This is a genomic window from Sulfurimonas sp. HSL3-2, from assembly GCF_039645965.1.
In the GTDB taxonomy this organism is placed as follows: Bacteria; Campylobacterota; Campylobacteria; order Campylobacterales; family Sulfurimonadaceae; genus Hydrocurvibacter; species Hydrocurvibacter mobilis.
On the sequence record NZ_CP147917.1, the window covers coordinates 927,493 to 951,534 of the forward strand.

Below are 24,042 nucleotides of genomic sequence, written 5' to 3' on the forward strand. Positions count from 1 at the left end.
TAAGAAGGCAGCCATAAAGATGCAAGCAGTAGTCGACTCGTTAAGAGAAAACGGTAACTTATATAAAAAAATGATAGAGATCAAGCCCTCGCAGCTGGGCGTGAGAAACAAGATCAGGATCTATCATGCGACAGACAGAAAAGGGTACTTTACAGCCATCTTCGCAGTGTCACAAAAAAGCAGACTTTTGATGAAAGATGTCAAAAAGTTTGAGGAGATCTACCAAAAACTCGTGATATTCAGCGATCACAACTTTAAGTACAAGATCCTTTTTATAGACGCGCCGCTTTGTTCTAAAGCAAGAGAAGCCTTTATAAGCTGCGGATGGAGTCTGGAAGATTGATCCTCTGCGACATAGGAAACACGACGTTCGACTTTTACCGCGACGGTGTAAAAGAGAAGGTATTTATAACCGATTATGAACTAAAAAAGAGCGAAGAGAAGATATTTTATATCTGCGTGAACGAAAAAATAGCTCAAGAGCTGAAAAACTTTCCAAACTGGATAGACCTCAAAGCTTTCGTAGATATGAAAAACTACTACGAGACGATGGGCATAGACCGCATAGCAGGGTGTGAAGCAATCCTTAACGGCGTCATCATAGATGCGGGAAGCGCCATCACGGTCGATGTGGTAAAAGAGGGTGTTTTTGTAGGCGGCTATATCACTTTGGGCTTACATGCAAGCCGTGAAGCGTACAAAGAAATCTCCCCGAGACTGGACTACTCATATAACTTTGAGATAGATTTGGATAAAATACCGAAAAATTCTGGGGATGCACTCACTTACGGACAGTTAGGACTGCTTTACCGTGACGTTATGAGTCATGCTTTGCCTGTTTATCTGACAGGCGGAGACGCATCAAAACTCAAAAACATCTTTAAAGACGCCGTCTTGGATGACGAGCTGATCTTTAAAGGGATGAAAAATATTATGAAAAAGGCTGATCTATGCTAACTGTTGCACTTCCAAAAGGGCGTATCGCTGAAGAGACATTAGAGATCTTTGCAAATATCTTCGGTGATACTTTTGCATTTGATGACAGAAAACTGATACTGGAGACTGAAAAGTTCAAGTTTTTACTCGTACGTAACCAAGACGTTGCGACATACGTGTACCATCAAGCAGCAGACATCGGCGTAGTAGGACTGGATACTTTAGAGGAGCAGGGTCTGGATGTCATCCGTCTTCTTGACCTTCGCCGCGGCGTCTGTAAAGTGGCTATCGGGATGAAAAAAGGCGAGAAACTCGACCTTAGCAAGCCTGAGATAAAAGTAGCGACGAAGATGGTAAACATCACAAAACGTTACTTTGCAGACCGTGCGATCGCAGCTGACGTCATCAAGCTTTACGGTTCTATCGAACTAGCTCCTTTAGTGGGACTTGCAGATATGATCGTCGACATCGTAGAGACTGGTACGACTATGAAGCAAAACGGTCTTGAAGTGGTCGAGGATATCATGGAATCTTCTACTTACCTTATAGCGAACAAAAACAGCTTCTTCGAGAAGAAAAGCGAAGTGCTTGATATCTACGAGAAGATAGAAAAAGTGATAAAAGCGGAACAAGCAAAGTAATGACAAACCTTGATCTTTACGCAAAAGCCGAGCATCTTTTAGGCATAGAAGAAGCAACGGAAGCGCTTTACAATCTCTACCGCTCCGAGCTTGACGATTACAATGTAAAGACACTTCTTGATGTGGGCTGCGGACGCGGCGGTTTTATGCGCCGTATGATAAGCGACGGCGTTACATGTAAGGGTGTCGATCTGAGTCAGGTGATGGTCGATGAGTGTAAAGAGATCGGTCTTGACGCAGAGTGCATCGATGTCAGCGAAGTAGAGGGCAAATACGACGCAGTCGTGGCCATATTTGACGTTTTGAACTTTATGGACAAAGAGGGACTTCTGAAGTTCATGGAAGCGGTCGCTTCAAAACTGAACGATGAGGGTGTCTTTATAGCCGATATCAACACTCTTTACGGTTTTAGCGATGTCGCTGAAGGCACGATGAGCAACGAAGAGGATGATGAGTTTCTTATCGTGGATGCCGTGTTTGAAAATGATGAACTGCACACGAAGTTTACTCTTTTTGAAAAAGAGAGCGACGGCAGATATAAAAAGTACCAAGATACGATAGTGCAGTACTTTCACAAGATACAGCTGTTTCAAAAGATACCGTCTCTTAAGCTTGTCGATAAACAGACCTTCTCACTGTATGATGAACACGATAAGACGCTTTTGATCTTTAAAAAGAGGGATTAGGAGAGCTCTTACGGGAGGGGTGATCACTCCTCCCGTAAGATTTATTTCATTTCATTTTCGTTTTCGTCTTCAGTCTTTTCTACTTTTTTAGCTTTTTCAGCTTTCATCTCTTTTTTGGTTTTCATCTCTTTTTTAACATGTTTCTTTTTCTCAGTTTTTGCTTTTTTGTGATCTTTTTTTGCTTTAGCTTCTTTTTTGCTTTTCTTTACTTTTTTCTTTTCTGTTTTTTTTGCTTTTTCAGCCTTCTTTGACTTTTCGGCTTTTTTTGCTTTTTCAGCTTTCTCTGTTTCCGCTTTTTTGGTCATCTTCTCATGCTTTTCAGCTTTGACCGAAGCGTCAGTATTTGATGCAGCCATATCGACCGCCGACAATGAAGTAAGCCCTAGTATAAGTACAAGTGCAACGATTTTTTTCATGAAATTCTCCTGTGAGACAAATAAACACAATTGTGTTATCAAAATTCTATCCCAGAATTTGTAAACGTGCGGAAGCTATTTTTACAGAGTGATTGGGAGTGTAAAAAATAGAGATCTATCATCTTGAAATTGTAGTACAATCATAGATAAGTTTGATCATCTTGCATCAGGAGGCTGCGATGCCTTTAAAAAATTATTCTAGTATTTTTGTCGAGATAAAAAAGAGCAGATTTGTACGGATCCAGTCGCTGGTACTCTTCATCATAACCTACATAGACTGGACTATCTTGCCCTTTATAACAAAGCTTGAAGGTACTTATCTTCCCGTATATATGATCAGCATCTTTATGCTCATAGGAGCACTCGACGGCTTCATTCAGCCGCTTTTTAAGAACATACGCATCTATCATATCTATCTCTTTTCGATCCTCTTGGATATCGTGCAGATAGGCAGTTATCTGGTGTTTAGCGCTTCTATCATCATCTTTACCTACATTATCCTCAGTATATTTACGATCCAGGGTATCACGTTTGAGATAGCAAGGGTACATACGGTCGATTTTATGCAGGATGAGGATGTGGAACTCAAAGACTACCTGATGATAAGATCGTTCATCATCTCAGGTGCGATCATCGTCGGCGGTATAAGCAGTATTGTCTTTGACTATTTCAAGACAGATCTGAACATAATACTTATCTATCTTTCTGTTTTGGGAGTCATAGGGATCTTTTTCCAGTATAAGCTGTATAGAAAGTTTAAACACAAGAGCCTGAACTCTACAGTAGAGCTGCAAAAAGATAGAAAAGAGATATTTGAGAAGATAAGATACTAAGATATCTTATCTTAGAAGGTTATATGAATTTAGCGGATACCTCTTTTAAAATAGCATCGGCTTTTGGTGACATACCTTCATACTTCACTATTTTGACTCCGTAGTTTTTCATAGCGTTCGCAGTATTTTTACATGCGCGCTTTACTACGAGGTAGTCGCAGTCTTCTAAGACCTCTCCCATCTTAAAGTGCTGTGCTACATGTTCTGCATCATCGTCCCCGTGATCGCATACATGATCTTCATCATGTTCATGCTCGTCAAGATCGGTTCTAGGGTTGTTGCGTACCTCTTCGAGTTTAAATGAGCGGAACATCCCCGCTCCGTTCATATCAAAGACAGCAAATGCGGGTGTATGTCCGGCATTGCCAAAAAAAGTCAGAGTGTCATCTTTCACAGGAATAGCAATTTTCATATTTTTACCTTATAATATAATCTATATATGAGTATATCATAATTTGCTCTAATGACTATTATAAAACAGGTGGAATAATTTTACAGATCGGGAGGCGGCTTATGGGTTTTAAAAGATCATTTAAAAACAAGATAGCTGCCGTAGAAAGACTCTATAAAAAACTGCATCTGGACAATGATATAGAACTGCTGCATAAGTACCGCATAAACTTAAGAAAGCTCTACGCATACAGCGAGGTCTACGGTAAAAAAGCAGATAAAAAAAGCTCCGAAGAACTCTCAAGGATCTTAAAAAAACTTCTAAAACCGACATCTGCTTTGCGTGATCTGGATCTCTTTTTAGTCGAGATTGAACAGATGGAATGTGTGCCAAAAACGAAAACGAAACTCCATAAGATATTTACCTCCAAACGAGAGAAAAGGTTCCGCTCTTTTTTAAATGATGAAGAGTATAAGAAAAATATTAAGCAACTGAACTTCATGCTTAAAAAAAGCAAGCTGTTTATCTATAAGCTCGAAGATATCGATAAATATGCGATAATAAGCAAGATGGGCAGAAAAATATATGACAAGTTTCATAAAATCGACTACAATACATCACTGGAAGAACTTCATAACCTTAGAATAGAGTTTAAAAAGTTCCGCTATGCTTTGGAAGCTTACGAAAAGCACTTCAAACAAGATAAAAGTGTGTTTGACGGCATGTATGACCTAAAAGAGGTGCAGGAGTCGTTTGGGATCATTCAGGACAATAACAAGAGGCTCCAGTTTATAGATAAAGTAGAAAAAAAGTTTACAAAAAAAGAACTCAGAGAGCTAAAAGCATACTTTGACCTGAAGATCAGAGATGCAAAAAGAGAGCTGTTTACATTAATAAGTAAAGTAGGATAGAGCGGATGTTAGAATCATTATTGAACGAAGTATGGGTACAGCTGATCGTAGTGGTCATTGCAGGACTGTTGATAGGTCTGGAGATAAAAGAGTACAGAGTCCATCATGATTCCTCCTCAAAAGAGATAGGAAGTGTCAGGACATACTCCTTTATTGCTCTTATCGGGTTTATATTTGCAAAGATAGATATGCCGCTTTACATCATCGGGTATATCGCGATCCTTTCGCATTTTGCACTCTTTTACTACTTTAAACTGCAAAACAGCAGAACAGGGATACTTCTTTTTCTGCTGACCACGCTAGTCTACAGCTTCGGGATGATAGTCGTGAAGTTCAATGTATGGTTTTTGATAGTCGTCTTTGTCGCGATAGTCTTTATCTCCAATATTAACAGAAAACTGGAGCATTTTTACACGATATTCGATGAGAGAGAGATCGAGGTGTTTGCAAAACTTCTTCTTCTAAGTGCGGTCATCCTGCCTCTCTTGCCGCATGACAATATATCCGGTTTTATCCCCGTATCATACTTTAAGATCTGGGTTGCGGTCGTAGTCGTCTCGATGTTCTCTTATGTGGGATATATCCTTAAAAGATATATTTTTAAAGACAAGGGTTACCTGCTTACAGGTGTGTTGGGCGGGATCTACTCAAGTACGGCGACGACCATAGTCCTGGCAAAAAAAGCATCGTCAAACCGTACGCCGCATATCTTTGCATCTTCCATCATCATGGCGACGGCGTTTATGTACTTTAGACTTTTGGGTATCACTTACGCGTTTAACTATGATATCGCAAGCAGGCTGCTGATCCCGTTTGCCGTCTTGGCATTTCTTACGATGGGGATATCTTATGTCATGTACAAGCAGGCAGCTACCGAGATAATGACGGATACGGACAATGCCGTGGATAAAAACCCGCTGGAACTCTCTACGGCATTTATATTCGCATTTTTATTTATCGCTATGGCGGTACTGACGCACTTCGTGCTTTCAAGATACGGCGATATAGGGCTCAATGTCCTCTCATTCATAGTCGGGTTTACGGACATAGACCCGTTTGTGCTTTCTATCCTTTCGTCAAAATTCAATGTGACGATAGAAAACGCTTCGACGGCGATCATGATAGCAGTAGGAAGCAACAACATCCTAAAAGCTTTTTATGCGTATATATTCTCTAAAAACAAAGCAGGGATGTTAAGTGCAGCAGTGCTGATACTCTTAGGGGCGATAACGATAGGGATAGAGTTTATTTAGCTAACTCTATCGCAGCTTTAACGGCATTGATATAACTCAGCGTATGGGCTTTGTTCTGGTATGCGATGTCAAAAGCTGTCCCGTGATCCACGGATGTCCTTACTATCGGGAGATTAAGAGAGACGTTTATGCTCTCATCGAAGTAGAGCGCTTTAAGCGGTGCCAATCCCTGATCATGATACATCGCACAGATATACTGCACCGTGTCTCTGAAGTAGGGTGCAAAAGCGACATCAGGTACTATGGGACCGAAAAAGAGTTCCTTGCCGATCTTCTCATTAGCATTACGGATCGCTTTTTTGATCTCAAGTTCTTCGTTACCGATGGCGCCGTTATCACCTGCATGAGGATTAAGACCCAGTACCGCCACACGTTTGTCGCCTATGCTTTTATGTAGGTCGAGCAAAAAGGGTGTGAGTTTTTTCTCTTTTACATGTAAAGGCACTTCACGAAGCGGAATATGCTCGGTAAAGAGCGGGACGTAGAGTTTTTCGCATCCAAGCATCATGATCGCATCACGCTTAAAATAGTCGCGAAGCATATCTGTATGACCTTTGTACTCTAGACCTGCTTTCATCCATGCTTCTTTATGGATGGGCATGGTCACGACTGCGTCGCATTCATCTCTTTCGCAGAGTTTTATCGCTTCTAAAAACGAGAGATAAGAGTATGTTCCGCTCTCTCTGGTGACCTTTGCCGGCTCTATGGTGATGTCCAGATCGATAGACTTACATGTAAGCTCTTTATGCAGTTCTACACCTAAAAGTTTTGCACCCTCTTGTAAAACCTTTTTATCTACGCAGTAGACGGGATGACAGAGACGGCTTACTTCCTCGTGGGTTTTTAGAGCGATCTCCAGACCGACTCCGTTGATATCACCGATGCTGATGGCTATTTTTTTCATTGTACGTTTACAAGCCTTTTCATCTCTTTTACGGCTGCGTCTAGTCCCGTAAATACAGAACGTGCAATGATGCTTTGACCGATGTTAAGCTCGCTTATCTCTTTGATAGCCGTGATATGTTTGACGTTGATGTAGTTTAGACCGTGACCTGCGGCTACTTCAAGACCTAGCTCTTTTGCGTGCTTTGCACTCTCTTGCAGAGCAAGAAGTGATTTTTCAAGACGGGAAGCCAGCTCATAGCGAGGTAGTTCAAGCTCTTTTACACTGTGGTTTGAGTGAGAAAGTGAAGAGTTCAGCATTGCAAAAAGGTTCGCAAACTCTCCCGTATGCAGTTCGACCATCTCGGCTCCAAGCTCTTTACTCATCTCCATAGCTTCTTTTGTCGGATCGACAAAAAGCGAGACCGGGATAAGCGAGTCGTGAAGCTGCTCTATTGCGCGGGCTACTTCATCTTCGTTTTTAAAGATATCAAGACCGCCTTCAGTCGTTACTTCTTCACGTTTTTCAGGCACAAGTGTTGCACGGTGAGGCTGAAGATCACAAACGATGTTTAAGATGCTTTGGTTGACCGAACACTCCAGATTCACGGGAACACCGCTGGCTTTGATAATGTTTTTAGCATCGATATCCTGGATATGGCGTCTGTCTTCACGCAGATGGATAGTGATCTGGTCGGCTCCCGCCTGAACGGCAGTGTAAAGCCCCATCATGATGTCAGGGTCGTTTACGCGTCTTGCTTCTCTTAAAACTGCGATGTGATCAATATTTACTCCAAGTGTCATCTCTTAGTCCTTACTTTGTTGTCTTTTAGCATAAAACTCTTGTTTAAACTCTGCATATCTGTCGGCTAGGATCGCCTCTCTAGCCTGCTTCATAAGTGTCAGGTAATAGTGCAGGTTATGGATGGTCGCAAGTCTGAAGTATGTGATCTCACGGGCACGGAACAGGTGGTTCAGGTACGCTCTGCTGTAACGCTTACATGTAAGACAGTCACACTCCTCATCTACGGGTTTATCGTCTAGTTTAAACTTCGCGCCTTTGATGTTGAGTTTTCCAAAAGAGGTAAAAAGAGTCCCGTTTCTTGCATTACGCGTCGGCATGACACAGTCGAACATATCCACACCGCGCTCGATGTTTTCTATAAGGTCCTCGGGAGTCCCGACACCCATAAGATAGCGGGGTTTGTCTTCGGGCATATACTGTACGGTATGCTCTACCGTATCGTACATCTCCTGGTTGGCTTCACCTACACTTAAGCCCCCGATGGCAAAACCGTCATAGTCAAGGGCACAAAGCTCTGTCGCAGATTTTGTACGAAACGCTTTATCTGTCCCGCCTTGGATGATGGCAAAGATGTTCTGGTCTACGCCGACTCCCTCTTTTTGTTTTGCACGGAAATACTTGATGCTGTCCTGCGCCCATGCAGTCGTGCGCTCTATCGATACTTTGATACGCTCCTGAGTTGCAGGAAGTGCCACAAGGTCGTCAAGGATCATCATGATATCGCTTCCAAGATTGTGCTGGATGTCGATCACTTTCTCGGGAGTAAAAAAGTGTTTGCTTCCGTCGATGTGGCTTCTAAACTCTATCCCTCTTTCATTTGGTTTAGAGATATCGCTGAGGCTGAATGCCTGAAACCCGCCGCTGTCAGTCAAAAAGCTTTTCGGGTATGTAGTGAAACCGTGGAGTTTGCCCATCTTTGCCACTACGTCGTCTCCGGGACGAAGATACATGTGGTATGTGTTAGCAAGAATGATCTCAGCACCTAAAAGCTCGTTCATATCTGCCATATCAAGACCTTTGACGCTTCCCACGGTACCCACGGGCATAAAGACCGGAGTCTGGATAGTAGAGTGAGCTGTCTTGATGGTACAGGCTCTGGCTTTGCCTGATACTTTTTCTAATTTAAATTCCATAAAATCTCTTTAGTTCATAATGTGTGAAATTATAACATTCCTATATTAAGATGCAGTTATTTTAGATTTTAATATATATTGAGTTAATATTAAAATAATGCTACGATACAATATAGAACTATTCAAATAAAAGAGAAAACATGCATTATGTGATCGGCGATGTCCATGGATACTATAAAACACTGTTAGCTTTAGTCGAATTACTTCCGGCGGATGCTGAGCTTGTCTTTGTCGGAGACCTTATAGACAGAGGACCAAGGAGTGCGGAGGTCGTGAGGTTCATACGTGAAAACGGGTATGCCTGCATAAAGGGAAACCATGAAGACTTTATGGCGACCCTCGGACCTGAAGTTGTAAACTCTTTTTTAAACGACACCCCTTTGTATCTGACCAATCTTTGGCATACCAACGGAGGGATAGATACTCTTATCTCCTACGGTCTTTTGAAAATAGTCAACGGAAAACCTGAAAAAGTAAAGGATTATAAGCAGGCGCTGCTGGCTTTTGTGGACGACATGAAGTGGATGGAAAAACTTCCGCTTTACTTGGAATTCGGCATCAAGGAGTCGTTAAACAAGCCGATCATCGTCTCTCATGCTCCTATCGCCGATGTATGGGACATGCGTGATGAAGAAGAGATGTACAGCACCTTTCATAACGCCGCGATCACTAACCGTATCAATCCCGGAAGTGATGCTCCGATATTCAATATCTTTGGACATACCCCTGTAAAAAGAGGTGTGGACAGAAATCCTTACTATGTCAATGTGGATACGGGATGTTACTTGGAGAAAGACGGATACAAAAGGCTAAGTGCTTATTGTATCGAGACAGGTGAGACCGTAAGTGCCTGGAATGTCAAATAATCTTTTACCGCTGTCTCATCTTCTGCTATAATCTCGTCTATGAAAAAGATTCTAATAATCAGTGACAGTGAAATCGGTAACCATTTTATCGAGCGTGTCGTAGATACTTATACAAGCGATAATATATATTATGTAGTGCAGATGAAAGCTACCGAATATGAAAATGCGAATCCTGCACGTTTTAAATTTTACGAGTTTGACCCGACAAGTCTTTATAAACTTTCAAACCTGTTAAAGATGGAGTTCGTCCAAGTCGTCATAGCTATGGATAACCTCTCAGATGTAGAAGTTACTATCAAGAACATAAGAACAATCAAAAAACAGCTTCGTATCATCGTTCTAGATCAGTGGGATATACAAAACCAAGACTCAAACGTAGTCTATGTCAAACAAAACGAGATCATGGCTTCAAGACTCCTTGATTACCTTCCAAATGTCCCTGTTATCGCGCAGAACGTGGGTCTGGGCGAGGGTGAGATCATGGAAGTCCTTGTCCCTTTTGGAAGCTCTTTTGTCTACCGCCATATCGGTGTTATCGAGCAAAACAGATGGAGAATAGTCGCCATCTATAGAAACCGCGAACTTCTGATGCCTTCAAGCAGACGTATGATCCATCCAAACGACCTTCTGCTTTTAGTTGGTGAACCTTCTGTACTAAAGTCTGTTTATCGTGCTATCAAACGTGAACTCGGGCAGTTTCCAGAGCCTTTCGGTTCAAATCTTTACCTCTATATCGACATGGAAAAAGAGAATGCGGATAACATAAAAGACCTTGTCCGCCGTGCACTTTTCATCCATAAAAACTTTAAGCACAAGCTTTATATAAAGATATATAATCCAAATGATATCGATCTGCTTCGTCATATAAAAGATATGAGATCAGACAGTGTCAGTGTAAATATAAACTACAACGACGACCTAGAGATAGAAGATATCTTCCATGCTGATGTCAGAAGATATCATATCGGTCTTGTGATGGTCTCAAAAGATATATTTAAAGACAATGAGACGAGAAACATGCTTTACGATGCTCATGTTCCTGTGCTGAAGATCGCAGACAGATCGTTTTCAAAACTCAAAGACGCACTTGCGATACTTACCGAAAACAGGGACTTAGAGAAGGTTTCTACGACGATCTTCGATATCTCTTCACAGATGGGATTCAACTTAGAGCTGTTTAACTATACAAACGAAAAGGATGAATATAAAGAGCAGGTGATAGAACATTTCAACAACCTTGCGACCATCTTTTCTAAGTCTATTAAGATCACTGAGAGCGAGAGCAATCCTATACGTGAACTGAGACAAAAAGAGAACTTTTTACAGGTACTTCCTTTTACGAAAAAAATGACAGGCAGACATCTGTATTCGATCTTTTCGACAGACAGTGAAAGACTCTATTATAAACTTGATGATTTTCATCAGATCTTTATCCCCGTCCAGCTGTAAAATATCTAGAAAACGTCCATTTCACAGACTTTTAAGCAAAAATAAAGTATTATCTAAAAAATTACTTTATGGACGTAAAAATGGTCGTAGATATTGCTCTTAAAAAAGTTGTAGACAATTCATATAAAATAACAATCGATAAACTTCAAGATATGCACTTTGATAAAAAAGTGGCGATAATAACAAATCCTACCGTTGCAGGACTTCACCTAAAATACCTTTTAAACACTATTTCTGCAAAAGAGCTGTATATCATAACTATACCCGATGGTGAGCAGTATAAAAATCAAGAAACGATAGATATGATACTCGAAAATCTTTTTAACCACCGTTTTAACCGTAACTCTCTTCTTATCGCTTTTGGAGGCGGTGTTATCGGTGATATGACTGGTTATGCGGCAAGCATCTACCAAAGAGGGATAGATTTCATACAGATACCTACGACTCTGCTGTCTCAAGTGGACGCAAGCGTAGGCGGCAAGACGGGGATGAACAACAAGTTCGGTAAAAACCTTGTCGGTGCATTCCATCAGCCTCAAGCAGTTCACATAGACCCGTACTTCCTATCGACTCTTCCTTCACGCGAGTTTGGAACAGGTATTGCCGAGATAGTAAAGATGGCAGTGACTTTTAATGAAGAGTTCTTCTTATGGCTTGAAGAGAGTGATCTAAACGACTCGACTCTGCTTGCCGAAGCGATAAAAAAAGCGGTCGAGACAAAAGCGAATGTAGTATCTCAGGATGAAAAAGAGAAGGGACTTCGTGCAGCACTGAACTACGGACATACATTCTGTCATGTCATAGAAAATGAGACAAATTATAAGACGTACCTTCACGGAGAAGCCGTAGCGATCGGTATGGCAATGGCAAATGATGTTGCAGTAAAACTTGGACTGTTAACAGAACATGAAGCGATGAGGATCAAGAACATCCTGCTCAAATACCATCTTCCGATAAGTTATGATGTAAAAGACGTAGATGCGTTTTATGATGCGTTTTATCTTGATAAGAAAAGTTCTGACAGTGCCATCACATTCATTCTGCCTGAGCATATCGGCGGCGTGAAGATAACAGATGAGATTGATGTATCGGTTATCAAAGATGTTCTGACATCTTACAAGGCTCATTAATGCAAAAACTGCTTATCGCTTTACTTTTTATCTTAACTGTCTCTGCAGCAGCAGCGCAAAACAAAGATAACAATAAAACAGACCCTGAGTTTGTAAAGCAAAAACAACATCTTATTCAAGAGTATACGGCGACACTTGCTGCCATCGATAACGATATACCGGCAGACAGCGTATGGATGAAAAACTACAGTTCATACCTGACTTCCATAGAGGTCAAAAACAACCTTGCCGAAGTACGTGCAAAGATAGCAAAGCTTTCAAAAAACAACAGATACGGTCAAAACATCGATGAACTGAGTGCTCTTCGTTCTAAAGAGAACATCCTTTCAAACCAGATGATGCAGTTAAAAGGCAAGGATACGACACCTTTTGCAGAACTGCTTACACCGCCGGAGATCGGAGAGATACCGCCTATCAACAACCCTTTAGATATCTTTACGGGCTACTCGTTTATAAAGCAGTTGAGTAACAACCATGAGGATTATATAAAGCAAAAAGACCGTTTGAAAAGATTGATAGAACTGTTAAATATCAAAAAAGGGGTCTATGAAAATCTTATTGTCCTGCAAAAAGACAAAAAGACTCAAGAATCACTTGAAGCGCTGAAAAAACAGCTTGACAGATTTACGATCGCTCTTGATACGATCAATATCACGGACAGTGTCTACAAAAAACGTATAGAAGTGATCGAGATCAACCTCAATAAAAAGATCGAGGAGCAGATGTATAAACTGACGAAGATAGGGATTATCGTAGTCAGCCTGTTTATCCTGTCGTTCTTGATAAAACTGATCATAAAAAAATATATAACGGATAATGAGAGATTTTATACGGCAAACAAGATCATCACGTTTACAAATTTTACACTGATCCTGTTGATCCTCTTTTTCAACTACATAGAGAATGTGGCCTATCTTGTGACCATACTCGGGTTTGCATCTGCGGGTATCGCCATCGCGATGAAAGACTGGTTTATGAGCATCCTTGGATGGCTTGTCATAGTCTTCGGAGGAAGCATACATGTAGGCGACAGGATACGTGTGGATATGGACGGTATGGTGTATGTGGGTGACGTACTGGATATCTCGCTGCTTCGTATTACGATCTTAGAAGATATCACACTGAGTTCATACCATAAGAACCGCCGTGCGGGACGTATCGTATTTATCCCGAACAACTATGTCTTTACAAGGATGATCGCAAACTATACCCACCACTCGTTAAAGACTGTTTGGGACGGGATCGATATAACCATAACATTTGACTCAAACCATAAAAAAGCGCTCAATATCTGTAAAGAGATCACAAGAAAATACTCTAAAGGGTATACGGATATTACACGTAAACAGCTCAACAAACTAAGAAACAACTACAGTCTGAAAAACACGAATGTCGAACCGAGAATATTCTCTTTTATCGAGCCAAACGGTGTGGTGATAAGCTGCTGGTATCTTACAAACGCTTACGGTACATTGACTCTAAGAAGTACGATCTCGCTTGAGATCGTAGAAGAGTTCAACAAAGCAGGCGATATTACCATCTCTTATCCGACACAAAAACTCTATATGGAAGAAGTATAGATGAAGAAAAAAGTCTATTTTAAAACATTCGGATGCAGAACGAATCTTTTTGATTCTCAGGTAATGATGCAGAATCTGGAGGATTTTGAGATCACGGAGAACGAAAACGAAGCAGATGTAGTCGTAGTCAACTCATGTACCGTTACAAACGGTGCGGACACGACTGTACGCTCATACGTGAACCATATAGAAAAAGCTGTCGGTGCAAAGGTGTTTTTAACAGGATGCGGGGCGCATACAAAGGGCGAGAATCTTTTTGAAAACAAGAAGGTCTTTGGAGTGTTCGGTCAGAGCGAGAAGAAAAAGATAAACACGCTTTTAAAAGAGAACACACCGTTTTACGAACTGGGCGATCTGAACTTCGTAGACGATGCAGTCGTGGGTGAGTTCATAGGCAAGAGCAGGGCGTTTATCAAGATTCAGGAGGGGTGTAACTTCAGATGTAATTACTGTATCATCCCTTATGTACGCGGTGATGCGAGAAGTCTGGATGAAAAACGCATTTTGGAGCAGGTCTACAGACTTGCAACTAACGGTTTCGGCGAGTTTATCCTTACAGGTACGAACGTAGGAAGCTACGGAACAGGCGAGGGTACGAACATCGCACAGCTGATGAAAAAGATGAGTCAGATCCGCGGTGTCAGACGCATACGAGTGGGAAGTCTGGAGCCGATCCAGGTCAATGACGAGTTCAAAGAGATACTTGATGAGCCGTGGCTTGAACGTCACCTGCACATCGCACTGCAGCATACATCACCGCAGATGCTAAAGCTTATGAACAGACGTAACCGATATGAGAACGACGTCAAACTTTTCGATATGCTTGCGCAGAAAGGTTTTGCTCTTGGAACTGACTATATAGTCGGACATCCGGGAGAAAGCGAAGAGTTATGGAAAGAGGGGATAGAAAACGTTAAAAGACTTCCACTTACGCATGTCCACGCTTTTACCTACTCAAAACGTGACGGAACACCTTCTGCGACGATGAAAGATGAAGTAAACGGGCAGATCGCAAAAGAGCGTCTGCATGAACTTACCTCTGTTATCGATGCAAAAAATCTGGAGTTTAGAAAGACTCATAAAGTCGAACTTGATGTTTTGATAGAAAGCCAGAGAGATGACGGCTTATATCAGGGGTTTGACCAATATTTTAACAAAGTAGTTGTAAAATCAGATGAAGACTTAAGTGGAAATTGGATTACATGTAAAGATTACACTCTAAAGGATGAATACAATTATGCTGAGATCTAAGTTCAACAATATAGCCATCTACGTATCAGCTTTTATTATTATAGCACTTATACTTTTTGCAGTCTTGCGTGATACGTCAGAGCCTATAACACTTCGTGATGCCCAGAAACTTTTAGAAAACCATAACGTTACAAAAGTCATAGCGACAAAAGAGTACGTCTTTTTAAAGACCGATAATGCTCTTTACAAGATCGCTAGTTCTCAGGTCTCTCCGAAGATGTTTGTTGACTATGAAGTAGAGATCGAAAGCGGACCAAATCCGCTTGTTTATGTTCTTTTACTGATCTTAGTACTCGGTATCGGATCATTTGCCTTTAGATGGTACCAAAAGAATAGAACTGTTCTAAGTACGTCGAGTGCAGGGAACTCGACAGCTCCTATCTCGTCAAATGAACCCATCCAAGCCATACGTCCAAATATCTCTTTTGAAGATATAGGCGGGATCAGCGAAGTCAAGATAGAACTCTCAGAGATCATAGACTTTATGAAAAATCCGAAACGCTATAGAAATTTCGGTGCGAGGATGCCAAGAGGCGTACTTTTAGTAGGACCTCCGGGTGTCGGAAAGACGATGATCGCTAAAGCCGTGGCAAAAGAGGCAGATGTGCCGTTTTTCTATCAAAGTGGTGCTTCGTTTGTACAGATCTATGTCGGGATGGGTGCAAAGCGTGTGCATGACCTTTTTACGGCTGCAAAGAAGAATGCGCCTGCGATCATCTTTATAGACGAGATCGATGCCGTAGGAAAAAAACGCGACGGAAACCGCAATGATGAGCGTGAAGCGACACTCAATCAGCTGCTTACCGAGATGGACGGTTTTGAGGAATCAAGCGATATCATCGTGATCGCAGCGACAAACAAGATCGATGTCCTCGACAGCGCGCTTCTTCGTGCGGGACGTTTTGACAGACGTATATTCGTCGATCTGCCTACAAAACGCGAGCGTGCTTCGATCATCTCCAAATACCTTGCAAACATTCCCAACGAAACGGATATAGATGCTCTTGCAAATATGACGGTCGGTTTTAACGGTGCTTCTCTTGCAGCTCTTGTAAATGAGGCTGCACTTCTTTCCCTGCGCCAAAACGGTGCAAGAGTCACGATGGAGCATTTTCATCAGGTAAAAGACAAAGTCATATTTGGTAAAAGAAAACTTCTGATACTAAACGAAGAGCAAAAAGCACACCGTGTATGTTATCAGGCAGGAAAAGCGGTAGCTGCGACTGTTTTTAATATAGATTTTGAGAAACTGCTTCTATCTAATGAGTCTATGACTCCGCCTGTCACTACACCGCTTTTAAAACATGAGATAGAGTCACGTATAAAGATGCTGCTTGCCGGAGTAGCTGCATGTGAGTTGCAGTTTGGCGAACACTCAAGCAGTGCGAAGGTCGATCTTGATGAAGCAAAACAATCTATAAAAGAGATGATAGACGATTTTGGTATGGGTGAGGCTCTGTATGCATCTAAAGAGCAGGAAGACGCTCTTTTAGACAAGCTTTATCATGAGACAAAAGAAACGATGAGCAGTTTAAATAGTGTGCTAGAATATGTAGAAGCAATACTTTTTGAACGTGAGAGCATCACTAAGAACGAGATTAGAAGGAAATTAGATGGTCTACTATAGCGGTTTTTCATTAAAAGACGATATCTCTTTTTTCAAGCAATACATAAAAGAGAGCGAGTATACGGTAGCAGGATTTAGTTACGGTGCCATCAAAGCATTTGAGTACACACTTTCATGTGCAGACCGAGTAGATACGCTGCAGCTCTTCTCACCTGCATTCTTTCAGACAAAGCCTGAGCAGTTCAAGCGTATGCAGTTAATGGCGTACAAGAAAGACAAAGCGAAGTATCTGAGTCATTTCATAAAAGGGTGTTTTGAACCGCATGAGTTGAAAAAGACCATACATGTAGAGACAAAAGCAAGTGAACTGGATGAACTGCTTCATTATGAATGGGATCCGGAAAAACTAAAAGATATCGCACTATGCGGTGTCTCTATAGAGGTATATCTCGGTAGCGAAGACAAGATAATAGATGTCCAAGGTGCAAAAGAGTTCTTTTTGCCTTATGCGACTACACATGTTATAAACGGTGCAAACCACTTTTTACAATTAAAATAATAAGGATAATTTTTTATGGCAGAGATCAAGATCGGTGTTATCACGGCAAGTGACAGAGCAAGTGCAGGCATATACGAAGATATTTCAGGGGTGGCTATCCAAGACACGATGAAAGACTATCTTATCAGCGAATTCGAGATAGAGTACAGATGTATTCCCGATGAACAGGAGAAAATAGAAGCTACGATGAAAGAACTTTGTGACGAAGCAGGGTGCTGTCTGGTCGTAACAACAGGCGGAACAGGTCCGGCACTTCGTGATGTGACACCGGAAGCGACTGAGAACGTGTGCGATAAGATGATGCCCGGTTTTGGCGAGCTTATGCGTCAGGTCAGTCTTCAGTATGTTCCTACTGCTATTCTTTCTCGCCAGACAGCAGGAATCAGAGGAAAGTCTCTTATCATCAACCTTCCGGGTAAACCGAAGTCTATCCGCGAGTGTCTAGACGCGGTATTTCCTGCTGTTCCTTACTGTATCGACCTTATCGAAGGGCCGTATATTGAGACAAATGAAGAGGTCATAAAAGCGTTTAGACCAAAACAGACGAAGTAAATTCTTTAAAAAAATAAAATTATTTACCAGAGCTTGGGGCCCATGTCTAAATGGGTCAGATAGACTCTGAGATCAAACTCGTATTGATGATACTCAGGCTCCATATTGGTGCATAGGCTGTAAAAAGCTTTATTGTGCTCTTTCTCTTTAAAGTGGGCAAGTTCATGTACCACTATCATCCGTAAAAACTCTTCAGGCATATTTTTAAATATCGAAGCGATCTTTATCTCATTTTTGGCTTTGAGTTTCCCACCTTGTACACGTGAGATGTAGTAGTGTGTGCCAAGGGCATTATGAATGACATTGAGTTTTGGGTCATAGTGGACTTTTGCAAGAGGGGACGTCTTTTTCATAAACTCATTTTTAAGCTCTTGGGCATACTCATAAAGCTGTTTATCACTTTTGATGCTATGGGGCGTTTTATATTTGTTTAACAGGTATGTTTCAAGCTTGTTCTGCTCTATAAGCTTGAGGACACTTTGCTGTGTCTGCTCATGATAGTGACTAAGATATTTGAGTTTTTTATTCTGCATAGGAGTATTCGTCGCGTTATAACGAGATTCTAATTCCTACAGGGCAGTGGTCCGACCCCATAACATCAGGCAGGATGAAAGCATCTTCAAGGTTTTCAGCCAGATCTTCAGAGATAAAGAAATAATCGATCCTCCATCCTGCATTATTCGTACGTGCATTAAAACGGTAACTCCACCAGCTGTATGCATCTTCGATGTCGCCGTGAACATATCTAAAGGTATCTATATAACCGTGAGAGAGCAGTTTATCTATCCATGCTCTTTCAATAGGCAAAAAGCCTGAGCGTTCGGAGTTTGCTTTCGGGTTTTTCAGATCTATCTCACGGTGAGCCGTATTGACGTCGCCGCAGATGATGATCGATTTTCCCTCTTCACGAAGTTTTTCGCAGTAGTTTAAAAAGTCATCATAGAACTTCATCTTCAGTTGCAGTCTTTCATCATCTTTTTGACCGTTTGGAAAATAGACGTTAAAAAGAACGACATCTCCAAAGTGCTGCTCGATGATGCGTCCTTCGTTCATAGTATCGATATCTTTACATGTAGAGTTATAGTCGCTTTTGAGTGCAGAAAACGTTGCGGTTCCGGAGTAGCCTTTTCTATCGGCGCTGTTGATGATCACTTCATTGTGCTGTTTAAGAAACAGGGTGTCCGGGATCTGCTCAGGCAGGGCTTTTATCTCCTGAAGACATAAGATGTCCGTATCTCTCTCATCAAGCCATTTAAGTGCTTCTTTGGTGGCTATAGCACGTATTCCGTTGACATTCCATGAGATGATTTCGATTGAGTCTGACATTTTTATTCCATATTTTAATTGATGAAATTATAACTAAATATTAGTTGCTTATTTGATCATATAAATAATAAACAACAATATCTAATTCTAATTTAATTGTAAATTTTTATTCTTCTTCTATAGTATACATACAAACCAGTCGTTATGTATAAGACTAGATGACTAAAACTAAATAAAACTTATCTGGAGAGGGTGTTAAATGAACATAGCAATACTTGAAAATGATATTAATACAGCAAGTTTTCTGGAAGAAACAGTAAAACAGCTCGGTCATAATGTAATTGGTAGCTTTTATAATGCCAATGATTTAATTAAGGCAATAAATAAAAATTACATAGATCTTTTTTTACTGGATATTAATATAGAAGCTACTATTGACGGTATTGATTGCGCAAGACAAATTTATACGCATAATAAAGATATTAAGATAGTGTTTTTAACAGCTTATAAAGATACCAGGATTATTACTCAAGCAAGTGTCGTTTCGCCTATAGGATACTTAATAAAACCTATTGACAAGTTTGATATTGAAGCTATTTTAATGGTTGTAGATACAAATATAAATACTCCTATTCCTGCTAACTCTAAGCAAATATTATTAAAACAAGGATGTATATTTGATTTGGAAAAATCAATAATTAATAGCAATGGAAAAATAATTACATTAACAAAAAATGAGATCAAGTGTTTATGCTCATTGATTAAAAATAAAAATAGCTGTATTAGTGCGGAGCAACTAATGCTAAATATTTGGGGTAATACAGATGAAAGAATATCTTCCTTAAGAGAACTTATATTCAGATTAAGAAAAAAAATACCGGATTTACCACTTAATAACATACCAAGAGTCGGATATATATTACTAAATACTATGTTTTAGCTCTAAGAAATATTCTTCTAATTCCAATCTTATTTGGAACTTCTATTATTTAAAATGTGTTTATTTAATTATAAACACTAAATAATGTTATTAAGAAGAAAGAACTTCTTAATGCACTAAAGGAGTCGGTATGTAAAGTTTTAAAGAAGTACAGTTAATAATAAGGCGTTAAAAAGTGATATTAAACCAATAAAAAAAGGTGTGATTTTGATTAAGCTAACACAATTGGTAACTGCAATTCAGGGTGCGGTAGATCAAGCCATGGAAACAGTTTCCAGAGAAAACATTAATACGTTGTTGGGATATTTCCATCAGACAAAAAATATTGATGCATCAGAAAAAAGTCTAGATTTGACAGATATTGAGCATTTAACACCAAGGTCTGTGCGTATGAAGTATCCAAAACTAACTCCACAAGGGCCAGTTGAACATTTTGTATCGGTTCCGCTTATTACATTAGTACCGGTACCAGCTCTTCAACTTGATGATGTCAAGGTGGAGATGGATTTAGAAGTGATGGAGGATAACGGTGAGGTAATGGTAGGTTTTCCGCAACCAAAAAAAGGTGGGTTATTACGTTCTTCCAAAGACAGTAGTAGCATACCAAATGCAAAAATTACAATTACCATAAAGGCTGATGAAAAATCATCAGGAGTTCAAACCATAGTAGAGGGATACAATAAAACTTTACGGGCACAGATTCCACATTAATTTTAAAACAAATTAACAAAAAAAGGATATACGATGGCAGTAGAAAGTCAAATTTTATCAATGGGACAACAGTTTTCAGGTCTTCCAATGGGAGCACTTATAGGTGGACCGTTAAAGTCAGCCGCAGAGGCCAACCAACAAATGGCAATGACACAATTGATGTTTATGATGGATACTTGTTTTACGCAAGATGCAAACGATAAGTCAAAATATGAACCGGTAATGATTAGTATGACACTTAAAAGAAGTGTTGTACAGCCATCTTCTACTGAAGGTCAAGCACCGACTATACAACAAACGTCAACGGCTTTTGAGTTGCCTATTTTGACTATTATTCCTTTAAACTCACTTGCAGTAGATGATGTGAGTGTCAAGTTTGAGATGGAAGTAAAATCAAGTTATGCACAAGACAATTCTACAACGGAATCTTCTTCTACAGCAATGAAAGCAGACTTGACTGCATCTGCGAAGATAGGACCGTTTAAAGTTGAAGTTCACGGAAGTGTTTCCCATAACAGTAGTAGCGAAAACAAATCGGATACACACTACTCGCAAAGTAATTCGGCAAGATATGAAGTCTCTGTACATGCAGGACAACTTCCTTTACCGCAAGGTGTGAAAACAATCATTGATGCATATGCTAAAAATGTTTCACCTATTGTTCTTCCTACAACAACACCGACACCAACGCCGCCGCCAGCTGGCTAACAGTGTAGAAGCAAATTATGTTAGTAGAGATAGAATGTCCGGCATGTAAATTAGGACATATCTCCTTTGAGCCACACTTGCTGGCTCAGGGTGCATCGTTTAGCTGTAATAGTTGTGGAGCAGAAGTTTCTGTTACACAAGATAGTAAAGATGTACTGAAAAACAGTGTATCAAAATATGATAGATACAAAGAAAAACTTCTAACTCTTCAAAAAGATGGAAATAACCCTTTGTAAATTAAGAAATAATGAAAAGGATAGAAAATGATTTTATATGGAAATGAGCATAAAGATAGAGTAGAAGCTCTTGCTACAGTATTACATGAAGAGTCAAGAGCAGTGGCGAGCTTGGCAAGATCAAGTGATGGTATTGTACCGGTAGAAAGCGCTGATGCAATACTTACTGTTTGGGGGCATAGTGGTGATGCAACTAAGTTTTCTGAAATGCTGGATGTTGAGTTTGGTGTATTAATACAAGCATGGAAAAAGAAAAATCCAAGTCTAAAAAGTGTTGAACTTATAACATGTGATGCACAGCATAATACGGTTCCTTTAGCAGGTTATGCAAAACGTGTTGCTAAATTTGTTGAAGAAAAGTATAAAGATATTACTATCAAGGCACTGCCTGTTGGTCAAAATCCTGATGATAGATCTATACTTTGGGCTAATGCGGGTACAAGAACATTTTGTTATATTACATCCCCTTCTCAAGAAACTTTTAATCATGCAAATCAGCGATTACAAGCACTTGGACCAACTTATCATAACGATTTATCAGAAGTGGGAAATGCTATGGCAAAAGAGAGAGAACTATCTACTCCAAACAATTTCACAGTAAATTTTGGCGGTTTTAATAACCTCCGTGCAAGTTTAAATGTTATCAAGTCATAATTAAACTTTACTGAGTTATGGGCAGCTTTAGGCTGCCTTGTAAGTAGTTATATGAACTTTTAATTCTAATCTTATTGTATGGATCTACTATTTTAACATCATATGATAGGAGATAAAGAGTGTATATATTCTTACAAATCATGAAATGGTCTATTATAGTACTTAGTGCTTTGTATATACTCTTTATTTTCTTGACGAGACCGGTATTAGACTCAAAAAGCATTCCACAAAATATACAAAAAAGTATGTCACCTCTTGCAGGTATAGATGTTTCATACTATCAAGGTACGGTGGAGTGGAGTAAAGTTTTGACAGATAATGTTCATTTCGTCTATTTAAAAGCTACTGACGGCATTACTTATACTGATCCAATGTTTCATGAGAACCAAAAAACTTTAATGAATTCTAAGGCCGTGTATGGTGCATATCATTTCTTTGAGCCTAAAGACAGCGGTGTAAAACAAGCAGAAAACTTCCTAACACAAGTGCAAATCCATAAGAATATGTTACCACCGGTACTTGATGTTGAAATAACACAAGGTGTGGCTAAAGAACTTCTCAAAAAACATGTTAGAGAATGGCTGGAAACTGTTAGCAAAAAATTTGATTGTAAACCTATTATTTATTCATATAGCAGCTTTTACGAGCAGAATTTAGAGACAGATTTCGTAGATTATCCTGTGTGGATAGCGGACTATACAAAAAAGCCGAATATATTAAAGGGAGAACCAAAATTCATTATATGGCAACATACTCAAAAAGGAGATATCGTCGGCATAAATTCAATGGTAGATAAAAATTTATTTTTCGGTAACTATAAGAATCTTGAGGCGATTAAATGTAAAAAAGAGAGTGAGAAAGAAAATGAGTAATGAACAAATATACAGATACTTTTTGCTTACGTTTGGATTGTTCTGTCTAATTGTACTGATACTGATATATTTTTCGATTATATCAACTTCACAATGGATAGGAGATGGTGAAATAATCGGATATATTAACAGCTATTTTACTGAATCTCAAAAATTCGCACGTCAAGACCTTATTGTATTACTAGAACTTCATTCATTTATTACTCCTGCAATTCATACATTGGTTGGGGCAAATAAAGATATGTTGAGCTCTTTTAGTAAGCTAATATCTGATACAACCGAAATTTATACGTATGCAATAATCGCTATAGAAATAATAAAATATTTACTAATCATAAGTGAAGCTATAACACCTTGGCTTTTTGAAGTTTTATTGTTTACAGGGGCAATATTTGGAGTGTATCACAGTCTTTTTAATTGTACTGGAATATATATGACTTTATGTAAGAAATTTATAAAAGCAGTTGCTATTGTGTTTTTTATTTTACATATACTTCTTCCGTATTCTCTTTATATTACAGCTCGGTTTTCAAAAAATATTATAGAAAAAGACAGAGTTGAAAGTCGGACAATGTTGCATAATTTATATGATCAGATGTACTATACAAATGATTTCAGAGATAAAATATCACTTGAAAGGATAGTTTTAAAACTTCCGTATAAAATAGAAGTAATGATAAAATATTATACAAAATATGTAGTTATTACAGGATTAGAATTTATTATTTTACCTATAGTTTTATTTCTTGTTTCTGTTGGTATTTTAAGATTGGTTATAAAAGAGGAATATATATAATATATTAAAGTCGATATT

The 24,042-nt window shown here is 39.6% G+C and carries 29 protein-coding genes; 22 read left to right on the top strand and 7 right to left on the bottom strand.

What is annotated here, in order from left to right:
* Positions 1-19: 19 nt before the first annotated feature.
* The 4 genes from WCX87_RS04640 to WCX87_RS04655 are packed head-to-tail and all read left to right on the top strand — an operon-like array spanning position 20 to position 2,263.
* Entirely contained in the window at positions 20-343 is a 324-nt protein-coding gene (locus tag WCX87_RS04640; RefSeq protein ID WP_345980881.1) for a hypothetical protein, read from the top strand.
* Positions 325-957 carry a type III pantothenate kinase gene (locus WCX87_RS04645; protein WP_345980882.1) on the top strand — a complete coding sequence of 211 codons (633 nt, stop codon included), beginning with the start codon at positions 325-327 and terminating at the stop codon, positions 955-957. The genes WCX87_RS04640 and WCX87_RS04645 overlap by 19 nt, the downstream gene beginning before the upstream one ends.
* Positions 951-1,577 carry an ATP phosphoribosyltransferase gene (gene hisG / locus WCX87_RS04650; protein ID WP_345980883.1) on the top strand — a complete coding sequence of 209 codons (627 nt, stop codon included), beginning with the start codon at positions 951-953 and terminating at the stop codon, positions 1,575-1,577. The genes WCX87_RS04645 and hisG overlap by 7 nt, the downstream gene beginning before the upstream one ends.
* Positions 1,577-2,263, top strand: coding sequence for a class I SAM-dependent methyltransferase (locus WCX87_RS04655; protein ID WP_345980884.1), 687 nt, complete (start codon positions 1,577-1,579; stop codon positions 2,261-2,263). Before hisG ends, WCX87_RS04655 begins: the two co-directional genes overlap by 1 nt.
* A 41-nt stretch (positions 2,264-2,304) precedes the next feature.
* On the opposite strand, the gene WCX87_RS04660 is transcribed toward WCX87_RS04655, so the two are convergent.
* Positions 2,305-2,679, bottom strand: a complete 375-nt coding sequence (locus WCX87_RS04660) for a hypothetical protein (RefSeq protein ID WP_345980885.1) — start codon at positions 2,677-2,679, stop codon at positions 2,305-2,307.
* A 179-nt stretch (positions 2,680-2,858) separates the two neighbouring features.
* Between WCX87_RS04660 and WCX87_RS04665 the strand changes: the two genes are divergently transcribed.
* Positions 2,859-3,512 (top strand): hypothetical protein, encoded by a 654-nt coding sequence (locus tag WCX87_RS04665; RefSeq protein ID WP_345980886.1) that lies wholly within the window; start codon positions 2,859-2,861, stop codon positions 3,510-3,512.
* A gap of 19 nt (positions 3,513-3,531) precedes the next feature.
* Here the strand turns inward: WCX87_RS04665 and WCX87_RS04670 are convergent, their stop codons facing one another.
* Positions 3,532-3,924, bottom strand: a complete 393-nt coding sequence (locus tag WCX87_RS04670) for a hypothetical protein (protein ID WP_345980887.1) — start codon at positions 3,922-3,924, stop codon at positions 3,532-3,534.
* A gap of 101 nt (positions 3,925-4,025) precedes the next feature.
* Here WCX87_RS04670 and WCX87_RS04675 point away from each other — a divergent pair, with 101 nt between their 5' ends.
* Together WCX87_RS04675 and WCX87_RS04680 are read left to right on the top strand one after the other, a co-directional pair.
* Positions 4,026-4,814 (top strand): CHAD domain-containing protein, encoded by a 789-nt coding sequence (locus WCX87_RS04675; RefSeq protein WP_345980888.1) that lies wholly within the window; start codon positions 4,026-4,028, stop codon positions 4,812-4,814.
* 5 nt (positions 4,815-4,819) lie between these two features.
* The gene (locus tag WCX87_RS04680) at positions 4,820-6,067 is read left to right on the top strand and encodes a DUF4010 domain-containing protein (protein ID WP_345980889.1); all 1,248 of its coding nucleotides are present in this window, start codon (positions 4,820-4,822) and stop codon (positions 6,065-6,067) included.
* Here the strand turns inward: WCX87_RS04680 and pdxA are convergent.
* The 3 genes from pdxA to tgt are packed head-to-tail and all read right to left on the bottom strand — an operon-like array spanning position 6,060 to position 8,887.
* A complete protein-coding gene (pdxA, locus tag WCX87_RS04685) occupies positions 6,060-6,971 on the bottom strand; it encodes a 4-hydroxythreonine-4-phosphate dehydrogenase (RefSeq protein ID WP_345980890.1) in 912 nt (303 codons plus the stop codon). The two genes, WCX87_RS04680 and pdxA, sit on opposite strands and share 8 nt — an antisense overlap.
* A complete protein-coding gene (locus WCX87_RS04690) occupies positions 6,968-7,753 on the bottom strand; it encodes a pyridoxine 5'-phosphate synthase (protein WP_345980891.1) in 786 nt (261 codons plus the stop codon). The genes pdxA and WCX87_RS04690 overlap by 4 nt, the downstream gene beginning before the upstream one ends.
* A gap of 3 nt (positions 7,754-7,756) precedes the next feature.
* The gene (tgt, locus tag WCX87_RS04695; protein WP_345980892.1) at positions 7,757-8,887 is read right to left on the bottom strand and encodes a tRNA guanosine(34) transglycosylase Tgt; all 1,131 of its coding nucleotides are present in this window, start codon (positions 8,885-8,887) and stop codon (positions 7,757-7,759) included.
* 140 nt (positions 8,888-9,027) lie between these two features.
* Here tgt and WCX87_RS04700 point away from each other — a divergent pair, with 140 nt between their 5' ends.
* The 8 genes from WCX87_RS04700 to mog all read left to right on the top strand — a co-directional run bounded on the left by WCX87_RS04700 (position 9,028) and on the right by mog (position 17,841).
* Positions 9,028-9,753 (top strand): metallophosphoesterase, encoded by a 726-nt coding sequence (locus tag WCX87_RS04700; RefSeq protein WP_345980893.1) that lies wholly within the window; start codon positions 9,028-9,030, stop codon positions 9,751-9,753.
* A 39-nt stretch (positions 9,754-9,792) separates the two neighbouring features.
* Positions 9,793-11,202 carry a TrkA C-terminal domain-containing protein gene (locus WCX87_RS04705; RefSeq protein ID WP_345980894.1) on the top strand — a complete coding sequence of 470 codons (1,410 nt, stop codon included), beginning with the start codon at positions 9,793-9,795 and terminating at the stop codon, positions 11,200-11,202.
* An 80-nt stretch (positions 11,203-11,282) separates the two neighbouring features.
* Positions 11,283-12,332: a 3-dehydroquinate synthase gene (aroB, locus tag WCX87_RS04710; RefSeq protein ID WP_345981096.1), complete on the top strand. Its 1,050-nt coding sequence runs from the start codon at positions 11,283-11,285 to the stop codon at positions 12,330-12,332.
* The gene (locus WCX87_RS04715) at positions 12,332-13,912 is read left to right on the top strand and encodes a mechanosensitive ion channel domain-containing protein (RefSeq protein ID WP_345980895.1); all 1,581 of its coding nucleotides are present in this window, start codon (positions 12,332-12,334) and stop codon (positions 13,910-13,912) included. Before aroB ends, WCX87_RS04715 begins: the two co-directional genes overlap by 1 nt.
* Positions 13,913-15,163 carry a tRNA (N(6)-L-threonylcarbamoyladenosine(37)-C(2))-methylthiotransferase MtaB gene (gene mtaB / locus WCX87_RS04720; protein ID WP_345980896.1) on the top strand — a complete coding sequence of 417 codons (1,251 nt, stop codon included), beginning with the start codon at positions 13,913-13,915 and terminating at the stop codon, positions 15,161-15,163.
* Positions 15,150-16,790 carry an AAA family ATPase gene (locus tag WCX87_RS04725; RefSeq protein ID WP_345980897.1) on the top strand — a complete coding sequence of 547 codons (1,641 nt, stop codon included), beginning with the start codon at positions 15,150-15,152 and terminating at the stop codon, positions 16,788-16,790. Before mtaB ends, WCX87_RS04725 begins: the two co-directional genes overlap by 14 nt.
* Entirely contained in the window at positions 16,777-17,289 is a 513-nt protein-coding gene (bioV, locus tag WCX87_RS04730; protein ID WP_345980898.1) for a pimelyl-ACP methyl ester esterase BioV, read from the top strand. The genes WCX87_RS04725 and bioV overlap by 14 nt, the downstream gene beginning before the upstream one ends.
* A 15-nt stretch (positions 17,290-17,304) precedes the next feature.
* Positions 17,305-17,841, top strand: a complete 537-nt coding sequence (gene mog / locus WCX87_RS04735) for a molybdopterin adenylyltransferase (RefSeq protein WP_345980899.1) — start codon at positions 17,305-17,307, stop codon at positions 17,839-17,841.
* Positions 17,842-17,864: 23 nt separating this feature from the next.
* Here the strand turns inward: mog and WCX87_RS04740 are convergent, their stop codons facing one another.
* A complete protein-coding gene (locus WCX87_RS04740; protein ID WP_345980900.1) occupies positions 17,865-18,374 on the bottom strand; it encodes a YgjP-like metallopeptidase domain-containing protein in 510 nt (169 codons plus the stop codon).
* A gap of 16 nt (positions 18,375-18,390) precedes the next feature.
* Positions 18,391-19,167: an exodeoxyribonuclease III gene (locus WCX87_RS04745; protein ID WP_345980901.1), complete on the bottom strand. Its 777-nt coding sequence runs from the start codon at positions 19,165-19,167 to the stop codon at positions 18,391-18,393.
* Between the two features lie 199 nt (positions 19,168-19,366).
* Between WCX87_RS04745 and WCX87_RS04750 the strand changes: the two genes are divergently transcribed.
* The 7 genes from WCX87_RS04750 (at position 19,367) to WCX87_RS04780 (ending at position 24,024) form a co-directional block, all read left to right on the top strand.
* Positions 19,367-20,047, top strand: a complete 681-nt coding sequence (locus tag WCX87_RS04750; protein WP_345980902.1) for a response regulator — start codon at positions 19,367-19,369, stop codon at positions 20,045-20,047.
* 207 nt (positions 20,048-20,254) lie between these two features.
* Positions 20,255-20,758, top strand: coding sequence for a DUF2589 domain-containing protein (locus WCX87_RS04755; RefSeq protein WP_345980903.1), 504 nt, complete (start codon positions 20,255-20,257; stop codon positions 20,756-20,758).
* Between the two features lie 60 nt (positions 20,759-20,818).
* Positions 20,819-21,466, top strand: coding sequence for a DUF2589 domain-containing protein (locus WCX87_RS04760; protein WP_345980904.1), 648 nt, complete (start codon positions 20,819-20,821; stop codon positions 21,464-21,466).
* Between the two features lie 17 nt (positions 21,467-21,483).
* Entirely contained in the window at positions 21,484-21,702 is a 219-nt protein-coding gene (locus WCX87_RS04765; RefSeq protein ID WP_345980905.1) for a hypothetical protein, read from the top strand.
* A gap of 27 nt (positions 21,703-21,729) precedes the next feature.
* Positions 21,730-22,356, top strand: a complete 627-nt coding sequence (locus WCX87_RS04770; protein ID WP_345980906.1) for a hypothetical protein — start codon at positions 21,730-21,732, stop codon at positions 22,354-22,356.
* A 245-nt stretch (positions 22,357-22,601) separates the two neighbouring features.
* On the top strand, positions 22,602-23,228 hold the full coding sequence (locus WCX87_RS04775) for a GH25 family lysozyme (RefSeq protein WP_345980907.1): 627 nt from the start codon (positions 22,602-22,604) through the stop codon (positions 23,226-23,228).
* A complete protein-coding gene (locus WCX87_RS04780) occupies positions 23,221-24,024 on the top strand; it encodes a hypothetical protein (protein ID WP_345980908.1) in 804 nt (267 codons plus the stop codon). The genes WCX87_RS04775 and WCX87_RS04780 overlap by 8 nt, the downstream gene beginning before the upstream one ends.
* The last annotated feature ends 18 nt before the right edge of the window (positions 24,025-24,042 follow it).